Below are 18140 nucleotides of genomic sequence, written 5' to 3'. Positions count from 1 at the left end.
CCTACATCGGAACAACCACGCATTTGTAAAGGGTTCTCGAAGTGCTCAGCACTTTCTGTTCTCCAATAATCAGCCGCTACCCTCACCATTGCACCATACCCTCTCTCTTAAGCTAAGAGGCAAGATCCAGAGTGGTCTCTCAATTCCTTCAGCCAGCTCTAGGTCATTAATAATGGAAGAAATACGCGTCGTCTCTTCCCCTTCCATGACCAAAGTATCTACTAATCGAAAAGCCAGTTCGTTTTTCTGTGGTGGCACCATTACTGATGCCCAGCGAGCAATTCGAATCATCCCGGCGCGAGTATCCGGAATGGGTGTGGGTGACAATGCCCAGGCAGCCCGTCTTGATAAATGACCCCCTGCTTCTTCGAGCGAAGAGGCATCTAAAAGAGCTCTCATGTTGGACTCCCTCTCAACCCCCTTGCATGTGATAAAGTGGACATCTCCCTAAGGAATGTCCCGCGTTCACTGGAGGGTGCATAGTACATGCACACTAAATGCATGGGTATGGAGTCCACTGCCCTACAATTAACGCCGGTAGGAAACCATCTGGCAGTGTAAAGGAGAACACCGTTCCCTTGTTTCACTCTTGCATAAGGGCGTACAACCGTGTGTCCTAGGGCTGTATTAGCCTGTACCTCTCGCTCCCCTACCATTCGAAAGACGTCTTCGGGAAGGATATTTGGAGCTGCTTCTATCAGCTTAGAAAGGAATGCTAGGGAGGCAACTTTATCTGAAGCCAGTTCGACCAGACGACTCTCCCTCGGAATAATTAGCAAACTCTTCATAGATACAAAAAGTAGAGTGGACGGTCGACTATCCTCCATATAAGAGCGCAAAAAACATCGCTCTAAAGATTGGCCAGAGTGTCTGCAAAACCAAGTTTTGGCTAACGTGCGAGCACAACATATACAGCTATGAGGCCAATAATCTAGAGCCAGAATGCTGGTAAAAGGGGAAACAGGGCCAAAAAAACCTGCCGGTGGAATAAGGAAGCCATATACCGATCACCATTACCATGAACGTTGTTAACGCAAGAAAAATGCTTGGCTTGGCTCTGTAAAAAATGGAATCTGGTTAAGTAGTCCGAGTCACATGTGTAACGAGCGTCTGTGTGAAGAGCGATTCTACAAACCATGCCGAGTGAAAGGGGCGGCCAAGATACATCGGCGCTAAGAATCTACAGGTACCCTAACAGGATTTTCAGGGGTCCTGTATGATTACCCCTCCGAATGAGGGGGAAATTGTGCTAGGATCCTAGCGCGCCTCGTTTTTTCAGAAAATCGCTGTCGGAGAGACTAGCCAGTTCAGGCCCTGTTGTCATCTGCCCAATTTTTTGAAGCCCTACATCCAGACCCCTACGACTTGCTGGCTTATTCTCCACAGTGAGAACTTTTATAAGCAATTCCTCGCTCTAGCAGAGCCCGAATAGCTGAGCTACTGGTTTCCATAGGGGATCAAAGAACGCGATGTAACCAAGAAAGATCAACTTTCTTCCATCCCCTTTTGAAAAGGCGGTTTTGGACTTACTAAACTCGCGATACGCTACAGTTGTTACACGGTAACCCCCGTATCCACGGCGACACTCCCCATAAATCCTCCTGTACCGGAGGAATCAGAATGAGAGGAGACATCCCCGTCCACTTTCCACTTGATTGGCAAGCATAAAGCAGGCACTTCCTTCACGGCCCCCCCTTACAGATAAGAACGTGCTCTCCTCACCGCAGCTGGTGATGACTGACGTTAGCCTGCGATGAGAGCCGAAGGGGAACTTCGTCTACCTTAGAGTAACTGTGATCTGAGTCTAGCTTAGTGTTAGTGTAAGCAAGCATGGCCCTGTCCAATAAGGTCGCTCATTCTGTCTAGCAGTAGCTTCTTCATCCAAGCATTCCGCAGAACATCCTCACTCTTTCTTCCTGTTAGATCAACGTATTCCTCTAACACTCGCATGTTCCTGAGTGAAAGTACCCATCTTGTTTATGCACGAGACTGCCATAGCTCGAAGGTTCCGGATAGCACCCAAATGACACACGATAATCTTCTCCTGGAAATTGACAAAGCCCCCGGAGAGGCAAAACGGTGAGGATTACTGGAAGGCATCTTTGGAGTTAGGCAAACAGCAACGGAAAGCCCCTCCAAAAAGCAGAGCCTCATCCTAATTGTGCTGCCTTAACCCCAATCAGAAAAATAGCTGCTACCATGACCCACCATAACACGCACCATCAGATGACCCCATGACACACGCGCCATCAACATGGAAAAGTTGTGGAAAGACCCTTTTCGAAAAAGCAACCTCTTTGCGCTGCGCTGCGCATTCCGGGAATGTTTCCAGAGAGAGTATTTCTTCCAATTGCATACACGATAGCCGTTTTCCGATCCGATAACTAGTTGCCGACCATAAAACAAGTATCGGGTGGTTCTGGGCGTGTCTGAATGTTTAGGGATCCCGATTCAGCAGATTTGCGGTAGGGACTTTCCTATGAGTGCCGATTGACTAACAAAGAAATCCCTGGCTGTGAGAATTTGTACATCAGAAAGCATAATGTTCCGCCAGCAGCTAAGACTACTGTGTCCCGAACTATCCCATTAATCCCAATGTCCTTCCCCTATCCATTCTGAACGACGACTGCAGTTGCGCGCACCTTCCTCTAAGGGGAAAAGACAGCGTTTGTACTGCGTTGCTCTTGTACGTGGGAAAGTCCCATCGAGGAGAAACCTCCATGAAAAAGCTGCGATAGCACTCATCCATTTTTGATCAGGATGGTATTACTCCCGAGTGAGTAGCCAAAGAATGGGACCGTTGAGTGTGCTTCCTTTCTTTCCGTTCTTGTAGAAACGGCGTGCCAGCACCTGTCTTGCCAGAGCTAGCTGGCAATTGTTGTAGGCGGCGGAAACAGAACTAAACTCCACACAGTTTTAGAAATAATAAGCAACATAGTTCAGGGACACACCCTCGCCGAATTTTAAGGACAGTTGATAGAAGAGTCGACGGAATACAAATGGATTTCCGTCATCCAAGCGATTTTGCAAGCATTATATGCGTCCCCCTTAAAGGCTACGTGCGAGAGGCCCCGACCGACACGGTGGGCAGTACCTGAGGAGAGATATCTACGTTTGGGTGAGAGTAATGAGTACGTTATTGCTCTCCATCAAGCTTACCGGCCCATGGGTACGTTGGTACAGCATTTGCCTCAGACACAAATTTTGGCGCGCGTGACACTGCTTGTGACAAGCAGTGTGGCATCCCAAACCCCCAGGCTATACTTGTCCTGCTCTACCTTAAAAGAAAGTGGCTAGCTCGTTTCGTTATCCTCCAGCATCCAAACTGTATGTCCTCCTACGAGAGTCCGGACGACCCTACCACAAAAGGTCATGTTATCAAATGGTGTATTATGAGACATGGAAAGCGACTCTTGCTTGTGGAATGTCCATTCCAAATTGGGATCAATCAAGGTAATGTCGGCGAAGGCTCCGGGAGAAAGTGTGCCACGATCCAAATGGAGCAGCCGTGCAGGGTAAAGAGTATAGAGTGCAATTAGGCGTTTAAGGGAGATGATTCTTTTCCTATGAACAAGGAGGTCGCAGAATGCGGAGAATTCTGTTTCTAAGCCGGTGATACCAAATGGCGCTTGGTCGAACTCTACTTCCTTTTCAAAGGAAGCATGGGGTGCGTGGTCGCTACAGAGAATATTCAGTGTGCCATCGGAAATACCTTCTAGGATAGCTGCGATGTCTTTTTCAGAACGAATCGGGGGATTCGTTTTAAAGCATGTATCAAATCCAGCAACCCGTTCATCAGTGAAGAAAATATGGTGTGGACAAACCTCACCAGAGATGGGGATCTTCCGCTTCTGGGCCTCCCTGATGCGCCTCACACTGCCAGCACTGCTGATGTGTTGGCAGTGTATGGGGTGTCGGCAAAGTTCAGAGAGAAGAATATCACGCTCTACGACAAGCTCCTCGCCGACGGATGGCCACCCTTGCATGCCAAGTCGTACACTCCATTCTCCCTCGTTTATTACCCCCCCTAAAACTAGACTGTTATCTTGACAGTGATCAAGTATCGGCAGCCCAAACATTCTGGCGTATTCGATCGCCCTCCGCATAAGACCGTGATTCTGCACACAAAAGCCGTCATCCGTAATTGCAACAATACCGGTTTCAGCCATGGAGCCAATTGGAGCCAATTCTTGGCCCATTAAGCCTTTAGTGATTGCCCCGGCACAGAAAACATTTACTGAAGCTGTTCGCCTGGCCCTTTCTTGAATCCAGCTGACTATACTTGGATTATCCACCGATGGAAAAGTATTCGGCATGCAAACCACGCTGGTGAAACCTCCTGCGGCTGCAGCGCGCGTCCCGGAAGCAATAGTCTCCTTATGAGATTGACCAGGTTCCCGTAGGTGAACATGGATATCAATAAGTCCAGGGGCAACTACAAGCCCGTTAGCATCAATCCGCTCTGCTTCATTAGGCTCGTGAGAAACGATACGTCCGTCCTTCACATAAACAGGACAGACCCTATCCACGCCATTGGCAGGGTCGATGACATGACCATTAAGGATCTTCAGACTTTTTTCCACGATACTCTGCCGATCCCCCACCGCAGGCGTAGAGAACAGCCGTTCGGACAGCCAGGCCATTAGCGACCTGCTCAAGGATAACACTTTTGGCACCATCTGCCACCTCACTGTCAACCTCTATCCCACGCTTGACCGGCCCGGGATGCATAACTAAACAACTGGATTTCAGGCGAGCTGCCCGCTGTTTTGTCAATCCAAAAAGAGAAATATATTCTTTTACGGATGGAAAATATTCCCTACACTGGCGCTCGTATTGAATGCGGAGTAGGTTGAGAACATCAGTGGTCTCTAAGATGTCTTCCATACGGTGGGTAATCCGGACGCCCATGGCTTCAAACTCTCGGGGAACCAACGTGCTGGGCCCCACCAGGGTAACTTTCGCTCCTAGTTTTACTAGGAGGTGGATGTTAGAGCGTGCCACACGGCTAAAAAGAATATCGCCTACGATAGCAACCCTTAGATCTTCTAATCTTCCATGTTTTTCCCAAATGGTAAATCCATCGAGAAGCCCCTGAGTTGGGTGTTCGTGTGCTCCATCTCCGGCATTAATAACGCTAGAACGTAAGTATTTAGCAAGAAGCTGCGCAGCTCCTGCAGAGCCGTGGCGCAGGACAATAATGTCGGCATGGAGTGCCTCCAAGCTAAGAGCAGTGTCCTTGAGGGTCTCGCCTTTTTGCAAGCTAGACATCGTAGCTGAGACGTTGATTACGTTTGCCCCAAGACGGAGCGCTGCAAGCTCGAATGATATGCGCGTGCGCGTACTCGGTTCTACAAAAAAATTGACTAAGGCTTTTCCTTGTAATGTAGGGACACTGTTTACTCTATCTCCTCTCAATCCCTTAAATGCTTTAGCCGCTTCCAAGAGAAACCAGAGTTCCTCAGCGGAGAGTCCACTGAGAGAAATTAGGTCCTTGTGTTTCCAGACGTTCATAGGCCGTTTATGGTTTTGCTCTGCGCACATAGAAGCTTGACTCTTGGTTCAACTTAATTTTTTTGGCACAAATGGACTTTCCCAAACAAACTTGCAGTGGTTAAAGCGTGGTTTTCCCGTATCAATTAGTCTTAGGCGTGTGCCCTAAGTACCTTCTACTGGATGTGCTTACAGGGGGGTAAGCCTATAGGCAGAAGGTAAAAGGCGCCTACTGTGCCACAAGAAGGGCACGCACGTCGAGACTGCTGTACAGGGGTCAGCGAGGTGAGCTGCAGGGACCGTGCGTACGTCTTCGCCGGGCCCTGGTCCTTACGAGGAAAGTGCAAAAAACATGGAGGCCCCTGTAACATGTAGTGCCATTCTCCAGAGCAGGGGAGCCGCTGGAACAATTAAAGTAAAAATTTCAAAAACGGGCTACCTCCCATTCCGGAAAGGCTGCCTTGTGCCACACAGACCATCGTCGCCTGGCTTGACAGTGTTTGCTGCCGAAATCCAGTATGCATGCTGGCCATCCCATGGAACTCCTGAGCTTCTCTCCCCATACTATTGTGAAAGATCCCCCCCCTCGGGGGGCACACGTCCCACTGGAACAGGGTTGCGGCAACACACCCTTTCTTCCACCCTTCAAGAGACATTCTCGTGCGACTTCATCCACAACAGAGCCTCTGGATAGGGAGCTACTTCACACCTCAATGGGGGGTTTCCGCCATTTGCTCCTACCTACTCTCTTGGCTGGTCGCATTTTTCCAAATGCTTTCTTTCCAAATGCTCTCTTATGTGAGAGGCAAGCGACAGAAAAGACTGAGCTACAATAGAGTGAGGCATCTCCTTTACAATAGGTCGGCCACTGTCTCCCGTGGCGCATACGTCTGAAAGAACCGGTATCTCTGCCAGGAGCGGAAGCCCTAGCCGGCGAGCCTCTCTGGCACCTCCTCCCTTACCAAAAATTTCATACTGCTTCCCATCTCCAGGACACAGAAAGTAACTCATATTTTCGACTATTCCTAGAATGGATACCTGAGTTTTTACAAACATGGCAGCCGCTTTACGCGCATCTAGTAGCGCAACCTCCTGCGGCGTAGTTACGACGATGGCACCGGAAAGGGAAACAGTTTGTACCACTGTCAGCTGAATATCGCCCGTACCTGGTGGGAGATCTAGGATGAGGTAATCCAGACTACCCCAGTGTGCTTGGCGGAGGAGCTGTTGCACATAACGGGTCACAATTGGACCGCGCAGAATAACGGGAGTGCGTTCATCCTCCAGGAGAAAACCCATGGACATTAATTTGACCCCATGGCGTTCGATGGGAAGGAGACGATCTTTATCGTCCATGCAGGGGCGCTCCTTACTCCCAAACATGAGGGGAATGCTCGGCCCGTAAACATCACAATCGCAGAGCCCCACTCTAGCACCGATATGTTGCAAGGCAACCGCTGTATTTGCAGCAACTGTACTCTTCCCAACCCCACCTTTTCCGCTAGCAATAGCAACCACGTACCGGACACCCTCAATAGCAGTAGGGCCGCTTGTTAAGCATGTACGACTTTGGTGCTTGACATTCACTCGCACACGACTAATCCCTGGGAGCGCCGCAATTGCGCGCTCGGATTCTGCCTGTATCTTTGCTGGGATGCGGGCATCCTCCGCGGTGACGTCTAGCTCGACGTGAACGTTGTCATCAGAGATTTCCACCGTCTTAAGCAGACCAAAGGAGACAATATCCCGGTTGAAACCAGGGTATTTTACATTCTGTAAGGCTTTGCGTACATCACCCTCGCTTAGCATACAATGTCATCCTTTTTCACTAAAATACCACATCCACAGCCGGAATTCTCTATCCACACTAAGGCCTGAAATGGTAAGCCCCTGAATGGTAAGCCCCTCGTATACGTATATGGGGCGGTACCATAACTGATATCTGACCACTCAAGATCAGGCAAAAAGAAGAGAAAGCAATCTGAATCTTCCTCTTCCCCCGCACTGGTGGAGCTGCCCGCTACGCTCGCTATCTACCCATCGCCGGCTAGGTCTCATCCACCCGACACTTTGCTATAGTGCCACTCGGCCATCGGACAACTTCCCACCTAACCTATCATAGGAAGTCTAGTTGCCCAATTGATTCTTACTTCTTTCTTGCTGGATTTGGATTGTAAGAACCAAAACAGTATGAGTCTAGGAGTTCTTACGGTTCCTTAAGGCCTCAATAACAACAAAGCTATTGAGCCAAGCAAATTAAGAGACATTGCAAGAAACGCAATCATCCCTTAGCCTACCCAGGCAAGCGTCTACGTTTGCTATGGTATACGAAGGTCAGCCACTACCATTTCATCTTTTTTCTGGGGCTCTGATTTTTGCCTTTTATGACCCCCTCCACCGGAGTAGGGTGACCAGGGTTCCTTCTTACGAAACAAAACAGTGTAGCCAGCCGCTGCATACGTACCTGCCAGCCCGCCCAAATCAGACTCAGACCCTTCAAAAACCCATACCGCGCCAATTAAATGAGCAAAACAGATCGTAATCTCCGCCCCTTTTCTTCCGTTGCCATGGATGGGGCCCATCGGGCTCCCAACCGATCAATGCTATACGCGGTAGGTTTCACAGAAGGGGATTTTACAAAACCCCAGGTAGGAATTGCTTCTACATGGAGTACGGTAGCTCCTTGCAATAGGCATATTGACCATCTGGCACAAGAAGCAGTTAGAGGTGTTGAAGCTGTGGGTGGAAAAGCCCTTATCTTCAATACCATCACTATCTCAGATGGCATTGCAATGGGGACCAAAGGTATGAAGTACTCCCTGGTTTCCAGGGAGGTCATTGCGGATTCTATCGAAACGGTAGTAGGTGGGGAAAATCTTGACGGCTTTGTTGCCATAGGCGGGTGCGACAAAAATATTCCAGCATGTGCAATGGCAATTGCCAGGATGGATCGGTCTGCTGTCTTCGTATACGGTGGGACTATCCTTCCAGGCTGTGTGAATGGGGAGAAGGTAGATATTGTTTCGGTCTTTGAGGCAGTCGGCAAGCATGCAGAGGGTAAGATAAGCGATGCTGAATTGCACACCATGGAATCCTGCGCTATCCCTGGCCCAGGTTCTTGTGGTGGGATGTATACTGCTAACACCATGGCGGCGGCAGTAGAGGCCCTTGGGCTCAGTTTACCAAATAGTTCGGCACAGGTGGCTGTGTCTGAACAGAAGAAGCTTGACTGCCGACAAGCCGGAGAAGCAGTTGTGGAGATGCTGAAGCGCGGCATTCGTCCTCACGATATCCTTTGCCGCGAAGCCATGGAGAATGCAATTACTGTCGTTATTGCGCTAGGTGGCTCCACCAATGCCGTCCTCCATCTGCTCGCTATTGCACATGCAGCGGGCATTCAGATGACTATAGGCGATTTCAATAGGATTGGTGAGCGAGTACCAGTGGTAGCTGACCTCAAGCCCAGCGGGCATCATTTCATGTCCGAGCTTGTAGAAATTGGTGGTATTACTCCTCTGATGCGGAAGCTTTTGCATGCAGGACTGTTGCATGGTGGCTGCCTAACGGTTACCGGGAGAACCCTCAAACAAAATCTTGTCTCATCTAAGGACTACCCTAAGGGTCAGAGAATCATCCGCTCACTTGAGGATCCGATCAAAAAGAACAGCCATTTGGTAATATTAAAGGGCAACCTGGCGCCAGCTGGAGCCGTAGCTAAGATTACTGGGAAGGAGGGCGAGTATTTTTCTGGGACAGCGCGAGTTTTTAATTCGGAGGAAGAAGCACTGCAAGCTATCCTAGATGGTAGGATCCGTAAAGGGCATGTAGTCGTCATTCGCTACGAGGGCCCCAAGGGGGGACCTGGGATGCGAGAAATGCTTGCCCCAACCAGTGCCGTGATGGGGCGCGGTTTAGGTAAGGGAGTTGCGTTGATTACCGATGGACGCTTCTCTGGTGGGACGCATGGATTTGTGGTAGGTCATATCACACCGGAAGCATTTGAGGGTGGTCCACTAGCCGTGGTTGAGGACGGTGATCAGATTGTTATCGATGCCGTCCTTCGGGTTATTTCTGTGGATATTCCTGAGAAGGGACTGGAGGATCGACTCCTACAGTGGAAAAGGCCCAACCCGCACTACCGTTGTGGTGTCTTAGCAAAATACGCTGCCCTGGTAAGCTCTGCTTCCTGTGGTGCGGTCACAGACTGCTTTCCTGGAAAGGAAAAGTGGTAGCTTTGGATTGATTTTTTCACGCAAGTCAACGAGCAGATTAACTTAAGTTTTTGTATTGCCAGTACTTTTAGCTGCCTTCTTAGCTCGAAGCACTCCTGGCAGGCTACGAGACGTGTTTTCATCCAAGACTACACGGCAAGGCTGCCAGCGACCCTAACGGGATTCGAACCCGTGTTACCGCCGTGAAAGGGCGATGTCCTAGGCCACTAGACGATAGGGTCCACCAACAACATAAAGGAAGCACACAGTGTATTAATTCGATAATGGTGGCAAGTAGAATCCAGGGAACTCCTCTCCTAGGTTTTGCAAGGACCTTTTAGACTTTAAACGTTTGCCATAGTGGGCTGCATGCGTTCCTGGATACGACGAATAGCAGTAGCATGCCCTGTAGATTCGTCCACGTCCACCAGAGCGCCGCAAATCTTCACTATGCCTTGTGCTACAGGAAATACTACCGGTAAGTTGTTCACAAAACGCCTTACAATCGGCGCTATTTCCCGACCTAAGATGGAGTGTTCCGCTCCGCACATTCCAGCGTCGCAGAGAAATGCAGTACCCTGGGGAAGTATCTGTTCATCGGCTGTCTGAACATGCGTATGGGTGCCTGCTACAGCGGATACAATCCCGTCTAGGTAATGTGCCAGGGCTGTTTTTTCACTAGTAGTTTCTCCATGGGCATCTACGAAAATAACAGGAGTTTCACTGCGTAGCCATTTGGCTTCCCTTAGGGCTATGCGAAAGGGATTTTCCAAAATCGGTTGCATGAAAGTACGGCACTGTATGTTAATGACAGCTACTTTCCCCTTGGTAGTATCTAATACGATGCTCCCTTGGCCAGGAGTACCCTGGGGGTAATTAAGAGGGCGAAGCACTCTCGGTTCCGTAGGGAGATACGAGGAAAGCTCTCTTTGATCCCACACATGGTCTCCGGTTGTAATGACGGCCACTCCAAGTCGTAGCAAAGCAACGGCAATCTTGGGTGTAATCCCGCGCCCTCCTGCAGAATTTTCCCCGTTGACGATGGTGAAATCTACTCTCTCACGCTCTTTAAATCCGGGAAGAAACTGTGCCACCGCATTTCTACCAGGCTCTCCGACAATATCTCCTAGAAAAAGGATTCTGATCATAGCCTGAAATTGTACACATATACTTATATGGAGGTAGTCTATTGGGTGCTTTTATTTCCTTAGCGCCGCTACCGAGTGAGCACTCTGGCAGTTTGCTTTGCCCAGTTTTGGGCAAGAGTGTTGTAGCCAAGTTGTTCGCACTTTCATGGCTTTATGACCTCGTATCCTAAGGGCATCGTGTCTCTTTTCTTTTTTTCTTTAAAGATCGATGGCCCTGGTGCTACATGAACCTTAGTGTACTTGCTGCGTCCCCTGATTGGTCACGGTCGAACAAATCCCAGTGCACTATAACCTACAACGATTCAGCAGCCAAACGGTATCTGCACTCCTGCGGTCACCGGGATAGGTAGAGTAGATCCACCGGTCGCACGCCTCATCGTGCAAAAAGCCGTTATCCGAACGGTTGCCGTCCTTTTATTCTCTATTTCGCATTGGACCAGAAGAGCGTCAGCAGTGTTCCAAACACTTGGAAGATTCGTTCTCAATTTTTCTGGCGTACTACTTTCCAAACCACTAGCCGGACTTCATATCCCTCTGAATCCAGGTCACTTAGGAAGTGATTAAACCAAGGTGGAAGAGCGTTACTCGTCGGTCAAAAGGAAAATTCTTCTCAAAGAGGGAGATATGAAAGTTTGAAGGGTAAGAAGAGACTGCAGCTGACTTCCAAAAACAATCTGCACTTTTGGTCAATAGAGCCCTTTATAGGATAGAGCTCGCAAAGGAGGAACAGCGGTTTGATATGCCCCTGCAGGGCTTTTAGTAGTATCTCCAGGAGATTCTAGCCAAAAACTATGGCGGAGCCCCCTAGAGAAAATGACAGAACTTCCCTCCTACACGTTTAGAGAGTAGCTAAGCGAATAAAACCCTCACGTTAGGTGTGTAACCTGCTCGCAAACCCGTCTCTTCAGTTGCCCGGTAGTCTTTGAAGCTATGTAATGAACAATCCGAAAGTAATTAATCTCTAATCGCGCGCGCAGGCTGGCCAGCCGCCCAGGCGTCCAATGTCTGCACAGCGTATCCAAGAGGTTAAGTATTTATCATAAGTGCGCCGAGGAAATTACAAGTGACCTCGTTCAATACTACTCACTCTAGTTCAACTTAATTTCTGCACAAGACATATAACTTAGCCGTTGGCTGTACTTCGTGGTGGATTCTAAACAAGATTAGAAGAGTGATATCGCCCTTGTTATTTAGCACGTGCTTTGTAACCTCTTTAATTTCCCAGCTGGTTCTACTTTCTACTTGTAAGTATGCTGGCCGCTGGAGTTAGCGCCAGAAGGTCTCTTTAAATTTAGCGGCGTATGAATGAGCTTCTCGATCTGTTCCACCGGGCTGGTGCCTTGCTACGAGGACACTTTGTTTTGCGGTCTGGGCTCCACAGCAGAGAATTTTTCCAATGTTCCCTCCTCCTACAGTATGCAAAGACCGCCGAATATATCTGCGGTTTGCTAGCAGAAAAGTTACTTCCTTTTGGCTGCAAGACCATTGTCTCTCCAGCTTTAGGAGGAATTCTAGTGGGACAAGAAATTGCGCGCCATCTCAACGGGCGCCATATGTTCGCCGAGAAAGGCCCGGATGGGGAGCTGGCCTTGCGACGGGGATTTACCATTTCTCCTGGAGAAAAGATCGCTATTGCAGAAGATGTCGTTACCCGAGGTGGAAGAGTGCGGCAGACTAGTGATATTATTCAATCCTTGGGGGGGGTCGTTGTGGCCATAGCTACCATTGTAGACCGAAGTGGAAGTACCACTCCAGACTTTGGATGCCCATTTATTCATCTAGTTCGGCTAGAGATAGAGACTTTTGAGGCCCATAACCTTCCTCTAGATCTGCAAGCCTTACCAGCTATCTACCCAGGGGGGACCTGGTGAGAACACCCCTTGAAACCTGTCGGGAAAACATCTTGCAGGGATTTATTCAAGGGGGAGAGATCCTAGATAGGGGATTTGGCTCCAACTATCTCAGGGGGGAAAACATCTCCAGACCCCCCAGACCCAGGAAGTCTTCTACTAGAAGAAGGGCAGTCTACAATTAACTTAAAGCTTGGATGGGTTATCAGTTGGAGGCCGCACATCCCCTTCATGAAGGGAATCATAAAGAAATAAGCCAGTTGCAATGCAGATGTAAGAATCCGCCATATTAAACGCTGGCCAGTGCCCAAAAAATGGGACCACAAGATCAAAGATATCCATCACACTTCCATACAAGAGACGGTCGGTTAGATTTCCAGAAATCCCAGCTAGATACAGGCCCACGCTCCATCTCCCGAAAGGGGTGCGGAATGCCCCTAGCGCGAGTAGGATTCCCATCGCTGCAAGCGCAACCAACGCCAGCACGGCGAGGAGACAGTTGCGGTCCTGGAATATCCCGAAAGCAGCCCCAGTGTTCTGAATATGGACTAGGTAGAAGACATTGTAAACAATAGGAACCGAAGAAAAGAGAGGAAGGTGCTGAAAAACCAAGAATTTTGTTGCTCGGTCAAGTAGATAAGAAGTCACAGCAAGGAGAATTATCATGACTCTTTTCCATCCGCTGGAGCACATCATAGCAACGTCCGCATAAGTCGTGGGTTGGCATTTCTCCAACCTCCCTACGATGCCGCCAGCAGCGTGCGCACTTTCGGTAGGAAGTCGGGACAATAGAAATGGAATCAACGGAATCCTGAAGGATTGCTAGATCGCTAAGAATTAATACTTCCTCTATCTCTTCAGGTCTCTCCTGAAAACAAGCGATGGTTTGTTGGTTAGTAGTTCGTATCAATACACGTGCCTGAAGCGGAGTGCCAATTACGTTCGATTTTCGAGCAGTTTCAATGGCAATACCAACTTTAGAACGCACCTCTAGAAGTTGTGAAAACTTGTGCATAATCTCCCTCTCTCCTACATTATGTGTCCCCCGTGGAAAGTGTTGGAGATGAACCGACTCACCAGGGTGCAAATGTCCCCAGGCCTCTTCAGTAGTGAAAACCAGGATAGGTGCCATAAGACGACACAGGGCGTCGAAAACATTATACATGACCCACTGCGCGGTGCGCCTACGCTCGGAGCAGAGCGCATCGCAGTACAGCCGATCCTTAGTAATATCTATATAGAGGCTGCTCAAATCGATTGTACAAAAGCGGTTGATAGCACTATAGACTCGGTAGAATTCTAGCCTAGAGTACGCCTCTAGGCAAAAATCTGACACCTGCCGCAGTCGTGCAAGCAGCCATTTGTCTATTAATGTCGAGAGAACTGGCTGATGCGTTACACTGCTAAACCCGTCGAGATTTCCCAGGAGAATGCGCAGTGTATTTCGGATGCGACGATAGGAGTCAGTCAAGCGTGCAAAAACCTCCCCTGAAAATGGAATGTCATCGGTGAAGCGGACACTGCTAATCCAAAGTCGAACGACATCTGCCCCAAATTTTTCTACAAAATGCTGAACCTTAGTGGGCATTTTGTAACTTTCTTGCCCTGACTTAGAAATCTTCTCCAAACCATCTCTGCTTACCACAAATCCATGCGTGAGCACGGCATTATATGGGGCAATGCGGTTAAGGGCAATTGAAGTCATGAGCGAAGACTGAAACCATCCGCGGTGTTGGTCTGTGGCTTCAAGGTAGAGGTCTGCAGGAAAAGTAAGACCGCTGGTGTGGCGTAACACGGCCTCGTGGCTCACACCGGATTCTATCCAGACATCCAGCGTATCATTTCGACGTGTGATTTGGCAGAGACCGAGGAGATCAGCCCATTCAGCATCACTTTTTCTAAACCAAGAATCGCTTCCCTCTCTGGAAAAAATCTCGGCAACCCGATTAATTAAGTCTGGATCCAAAATTGGGTCACCAGTAGTAGTGTAGAATACAGGTAGGGGGATACCCCACACGCGCTGGCGTGAGATACACCAATCCTGCCGAGATTCCATGGTACCACGAAGACGGTTCTTACCCCAATGCGGAAGCCAGTTGACCCGCTCGACCTCCTCTAATGCCCTGCGGCGTAAGTCCTCAATACGAATGAAGAACTGCTCAACAGCTCTAAAAATCAGCGGAGTTTTTGAACGCCAGCAATGCGGATAGCTATGAACATAATCTGAGCGTCCTACTAAGGCTCCTTTTCTTTTCAGTATGGAAATGATTTTTTCATCAGCATCCAGTACATATTCCCCAACCAGTGATGGAAGACCGCAGTCGGAGGTATATCTTCCATAATCATCCACTGGAGACAGTAGTCCAAGACCATGCTGTAGCCCGAGACTGTAGTCATCCTCACCATGACCAGGTGCAACGTGAACACACCCTACACCTGCCTTCAGGGTAACAAACTCCGCCGCGTAGACCACTGAGTTGCGATCTAAGAAAGGATGCTGTGCCCGTGTTCCGACTAGTTGGTTCCCAAGGTATTTCCGAATTCCCCTTTCTACTGCTACTCCGATATTTTCTTGGAAGTTGGCTACTAACTGGTAGGCTATGATCAGGAGCTCAGTTCCTGTACTTACAACCTCGTATTCGAATTCGTTATGCACCGCGATTGCTAAATTAGCGGGAAGCGTCCAAGGCGTTGTTGTCCAAACAACTAAGCTTATAGGCTGACTAGTGGGAAGCGCTTTGCGTAGAGCTTCTTCTGTGGAGATAGGAAATTTTACATAGATGGCAGGAGAGACCTTTTCTTTATATTCGACTTCTGCTTCTGCTAGTGCTGTCTGCGCACCGGTACTCCAAAGTACTGGCTTGCGGGTACGGTAAACTAGTCCTTCTTGCACGAAGCGGGCAAAGCAGCGTACCACATCGGCTTCATAGGATGGATCTAGCGTCAAGTAAGGATTTTTCCAGTCTCCTAGCACTCCTAAGCGCATGAATTGTTCTCTTTGAATTCGGATAAATCTTCGAGCGTGCTCTTCGGACTTTTTTCGTATTTCTACGGGGCTCAAATGTGAAAATTGGCGAGCTACTTTAAATTCAATCGGAAGGCCATGACAGTCCCATCCCGGTCGAAACGGAGCGCGGTATCCTGCCATGGATTTTGAACGAACAACAAAATCCTTAAGTATCTTGTTAAGGGCGGTCCCAACATGAACGTCTCCGTTGGCAAAAGGAGGTCCATCGTGAAGGAGAAAAAGCGGCTGATTCCTATGTACTTTCTGAAGCTGCTGGTAGAGATCTTGTTTTTGCCAATGCGCAAGGATCTTAGGTTCCTGTATGGGCAGATTGCCCCGCATCGGGAAATCCGTTTTTGGAAGGTTTAAGGACTGCCTATATGTATTTGTTGTATTTGTATTCATCCATTAGGAAGATTACCATTGCCACAAGCCCGCTGGATTGTGGTTCCTCTTTTGCTTGAATGCTTTTTACCCAACAATTCCACTCCCGCTAATTCTTCGATTTCATGTGAGGGAATAGGATAACGTCCCGAATGGACTCTGCCCCAGTTAGCAACATGACCAGCCGATCGACGCCAAGACCGAGTCCCCCGGCGGGAGGCATTCCGTATTCCAAGGCTGTCAAAAAGTCCAGATCCAACTTTTGTATCTCTCCGCCGGACTGGTGTTCCAACCGCCTACGTTGTATATCAGGATCGTTTAATTCAGAGTAGCCTGGGGAAATTTCATGACCGTTGATTACTAGCTCATAAGCATCTACTACGGAGAGATCTGTTTCATTCTGTTTTGCAAGGGGAACAAGCTCCTGGGGGCAATGAGTTACAAAAAGTGGATCAACAGTTTTTTCTTCAACAAATTTTTCGAACACACGCTGGGTTATTTCAAAATCCTCCTGAGAATTAGTAATCTCTAACCCCATTTGAGCACAGCAGACGCGCTTTTGAGCAAGGCTTAACTCGTACCAGCCGGGCTGTACGGAACGGATGAGATCAGAATACCGTGCCCGTTTCCATGGAGGAGTTAAGTCAATGGTGCGGATTACCTCACCTGTCGCATTTTTATGTTGGACGAGTAACCCGCCACAAACTCTTTTTGCTATGTGGCAGATCATTTCCTCCACAAGTACAGCCATTTGCTCGAAATCGGAATAGGCAATATAGGCTTCTAGCATGGTGAATTCAGGGCTGTGGTAACGAGAAACACCTTCGTTTCGAAAGTTGCGGTTTAGCTCGAATACCCTGGGAAATCCAGCAACAAGAAGCTGTTTTAAGTAGAGCTCTGGAGCAATGCGTAAAAACAGGTCCATGTCCAATGTACGGTGATGGGTTTTAAATGGCTCAGCTGCGGCACCACCAGCGATTACCTGCATCATAGGAGTCTCCACTTCTAAAAATCCATTCCTATCCAAATAGCTGCGAATCTCATGGATGATTCGAATTCGCTGTCGGAAAATCTCACAGGAAGCAGGATTGGAAATTAAATCTAAATAACGTTGCCGGTATTTTTTCTCAGTATGCCGGACGCCATGCCACTTGCTTGGTAATGATCGAATGGCCTTGGAGAGCACCCGCAGGGTCTTTACCCGAAGGGTGGGCTCTTTGGTCCTCGTAGTAAAGCACTCCCCCACTACTCCAAGAAAATCCCCGATGTCCAGCAGAAGCAATACTTCCAGGTCTTCCAGCTTAATTTCCTTGTTACAGACAAAAATTTGCATGCGTCCGGTGATATCTTCAAGGTCTAGGAACTGGCTGTTGCCCATGTCGCGATAGGCAGTTACTCGCCCAGCTACACAGAGGAGCTTACCCTCGGCAAATTGTGCTCGGACGGAGGCAATAGATCCATTGGTTGTAAAGCGCATACCGTATGGACGCATCCCAGATGCCCGCATGCTCTCCAGCTTGCGTCTCCGAACGGCAACCAACTCAGAAAGTAGAACTTCCTTCATCCTGGAAGGATGAAAACAGAAGAATGCTTACAGAACAAGAATTCTATGGAACAACACGGTAGACATGTACAAGGTAAAGGATGAGAATTTGCTTCTCACTAGAGATGCGGAATTGCCACTTGCTAGTGATAGTCAGCATATTTTCCTTAACTATTGGGGCGGAAATCCGCAAAATCGTACGATGAATTGTGCCACCTTGCTTCTCGAATATAGGAAGAGGTAGAGCGCAGAGGCCGAAGGCACTTCTGCAGAGCAGGCTATCTAAGATAAGAGGAACGCCAACCGCCTTTCACACACCTATTACAAAGAACATCGGCTATGCTGCCATCCCGGGTGTTTTTACGCTGTTCCTGCTTATCCTGGGAATAGAGGTCCTACTCTTTTCTTCTTATTGCTTTTCTGTTCCATCTGAGCAGAGCAGTGAATATGTTCTCGTAACTGGGGGCCCATCTTTGCTGGAGTGGGAGAGATGCAGGGCTTGTC

Annotated in this window: 11 protein-coding genes and 1 tRNA gene; 2 read left to right on the top strand and 10 right to left on the bottom strand. The window is 48.8% G+C overall.

The features are described 5' to 3' along the window. Positions 1 to 69 precede the first annotated feature (69 nt). The 5 genes from JMM79_00170 to JMM79_00150 all read right to left on the bottom strand — a co-directional run bounded on the left by JMM79_00170 (position 70) and on the right by JMM79_00150 (position 7302). Complete coding sequence (locus JMM79_00170; protein QQY08401.1) at positions 70 to 399, bottom strand: hypothetical protein; 330 nt, start codon at positions 397 to 399, stop codon at positions 70 to 72. Continuing rightward, positions 396 to 788 (bottom strand): hypothetical protein, encoded by a 393-nt coding sequence (locus tag JMM79_00165; protein ID QQY08400.1) that lies wholly within the window; start codon positions 786 to 788, stop codon positions 396 to 398. The genes JMM79_00170 and JMM79_00165 overlap by 4 nt, the downstream gene beginning before the upstream one ends. 2505 nt (positions 789 to 3293) lie before the next feature. Further along, entirely contained in the window at positions 3294 to 4643 is a 1350-nt protein-coding gene (locus tag JMM79_00160) for a dihydroorotase (protein ID QQY08399.1), read from the bottom strand. Then, entirely contained in the window at positions 4558 to 5514 is a 957-nt protein-coding gene (locus JMM79_00155) for an aspartate carbamoyltransferase catalytic subunit (protein QQY08398.1), read from the bottom strand. Before JMM79_00155 ends, JMM79_00160 begins: the two co-directional genes overlap by 86 nt. A 720-nt stretch (positions 5515 to 6234) precedes the next feature. Next, positions 6235 to 7302, bottom strand: a complete 1068-nt coding sequence (locus JMM79_00150; GenBank protein ID QQY08397.1) for an Mrp/NBP35 family ATP-binding protein — start codon at positions 7300 to 7302, stop codon at positions 6235 to 6237. Between the two features lie 713 nt (positions 7303 to 8015). On the opposite strand from JMM79_00150, the gene ilvD reads away from it, so the two are divergent. Further along, positions 8016 to 9725, top strand: a complete 1710-nt coding sequence (gene ilvD / locus JMM79_00145) for a dihydroxy-acid dehydratase (GenBank protein ID QQY08396.1) — start codon at positions 8016 to 8018, stop codon at positions 9723 to 9725. 148 nt (positions 9726 to 9873) lie between these two features. Here the strand turns inward: ilvD and JMM79_00140 are convergent. Together JMM79_00140 and JMM79_00135 are read right to left on the bottom strand one after the other, a co-directional pair. Then, positions 9874 to 9946: transfer RNA gene (locus tag JMM79_00140), tRNA-Glu, on the bottom strand. 102 nt (positions 9947 to 10048) lie between these two features. Next, positions 10049 to 10852 carry a TIGR00282 family metallophosphoesterase gene (locus tag JMM79_00135; protein QQY08395.1) on the bottom strand — a complete coding sequence of 268 codons (804 nt, stop codon included), beginning with the start codon at positions 10850 to 10852 and terminating at the stop codon, positions 10049 to 10051. Between the two features lie 1301 nt (positions 10853 to 12153). Between JMM79_00135 and JMM79_00130 the strand changes: the two genes are divergently transcribed. Further along, on the top strand, positions 12154 to 12723 hold the full coding sequence (locus tag JMM79_00130) for an orotate phosphoribosyltransferase (protein QQY08394.1): 570 nt from the start codon (positions 12154 to 12156) through the stop codon (positions 12721 to 12723). A gap of 165 nt (positions 12724 to 12888) precedes the next feature. On the opposite strand, the gene lspA is transcribed toward JMM79_00130, so the two are convergent. From lspA to lysS, 3 genes are all read right to left on the bottom strand, one after another. Beyond that, entirely contained in the window at positions 12889 to 13368 is a 480-nt protein-coding gene (gene lspA, locus JMM79_00125; GenBank protein QQY08393.1) for a signal peptidase II, read from the bottom strand. After that, on the bottom strand, positions 13331 to 16114 hold the full coding sequence (ileS, locus tag JMM79_00120; GenBank protein ID QQY08392.1) for an isoleucine--tRNA ligase: 2784 nt from the start codon (positions 16112 to 16114) through the stop codon (positions 13331 to 13333). Before ileS ends, lspA begins: the two co-directional genes overlap by 38 nt. Positions 16115 to 16202: 88 nt before the next feature. Next, a complete protein-coding gene (gene lysS / locus JMM79_00115; protein QQY08391.1) occupies positions 16203 to 17657 on the bottom strand; it encodes a lysine--tRNA ligase in 1455 nt (484 codons plus the stop codon). Positions 17658 to 18140: the final 483 nt, after the last annotated feature.

Source organism: Candidatus Xiphinematobacter sp., from assembly GCA_016766635.1.
Taxonomy (GTDB): domain Bacteria; phylum Verrucomicrobiota; class Verrucomicrobiia; order Chthoniobacterales; family Xiphinematobacteraceae; genus Xiphinematobacter.
This window is presented reverse-complemented; position numbering and strand designations above follow the sequence as displayed.

Coding starts and splice junctions, on each gene's coding strand:
- JMM79_00170 (QQY08401.1), bottom strand. CDS start 399: ATGAGAGCTCTTTTAGATGCCTCTTCGCTCGAAGAAGCAGGGGGTCAT.
- JMM79_00165 (QQY08400.1), bottom strand. CDS start 788: ATGAAGAGTTTGCTAATTATTCCGAGGGAGAGTCGTCTGGTCGAACTG.
- JMM79_00160 (QQY08399.1), bottom strand. CDS start 4,643: ATGGCCTGGCTGTCCGAACGGCTGTTCTCTACGCCTGCGGTGGGGGAT.
- JMM79_00155 (QQY08398.1), bottom strand. CDS start 5,514: ATGAACGTCTGGAAACACAAGGACCTAATTTCTCTCAGTGGACTCTCC.
- JMM79_00150 (QQY08397.1), bottom strand. CDS start 7,302: ATGCTAAGCGAGGGTGATGTACGCAAAGCCTTACAGAATGTAAAATAC.
- ilvD (QQY08396.1), top strand. CDS start 8,016: ATGAGCAAAACAGATCGTAATCTCCGCCCCTTTTCTTCCGTTGCCATG.
- JMM79_00135 (QQY08395.1), bottom strand. CDS start 10,852: ATGATCAGAATCCTTTTTCTAGGAGATATTGTCGGAGAGCCTGGTAGA.
- JMM79_00130 (QQY08394.1), top strand. CDS start 12,154: ATGAATGAGCTTCTCGATCTGTTCCACCGGGCTGGTGCCTTGCTACGA.
- lspA (QQY08393.1), bottom strand. CDS start 13,368: ATGATAATTCTCCTTGCTGTGACTTCTTATCTACTTGACCGAGCAACA.
- ileS (QQY08392.1), bottom strand. CDS start 16,114: ATGAATACAAATACAACAAATACATATAGGCAGTCCTTAAACCTTCCA.
- lysS (QQY08391.1), bottom strand. CDS start 17,657: ATGAAGGAAGTTCTACTTTCTGAGTTGGTTGCCGTTCGGAGACGCAAG.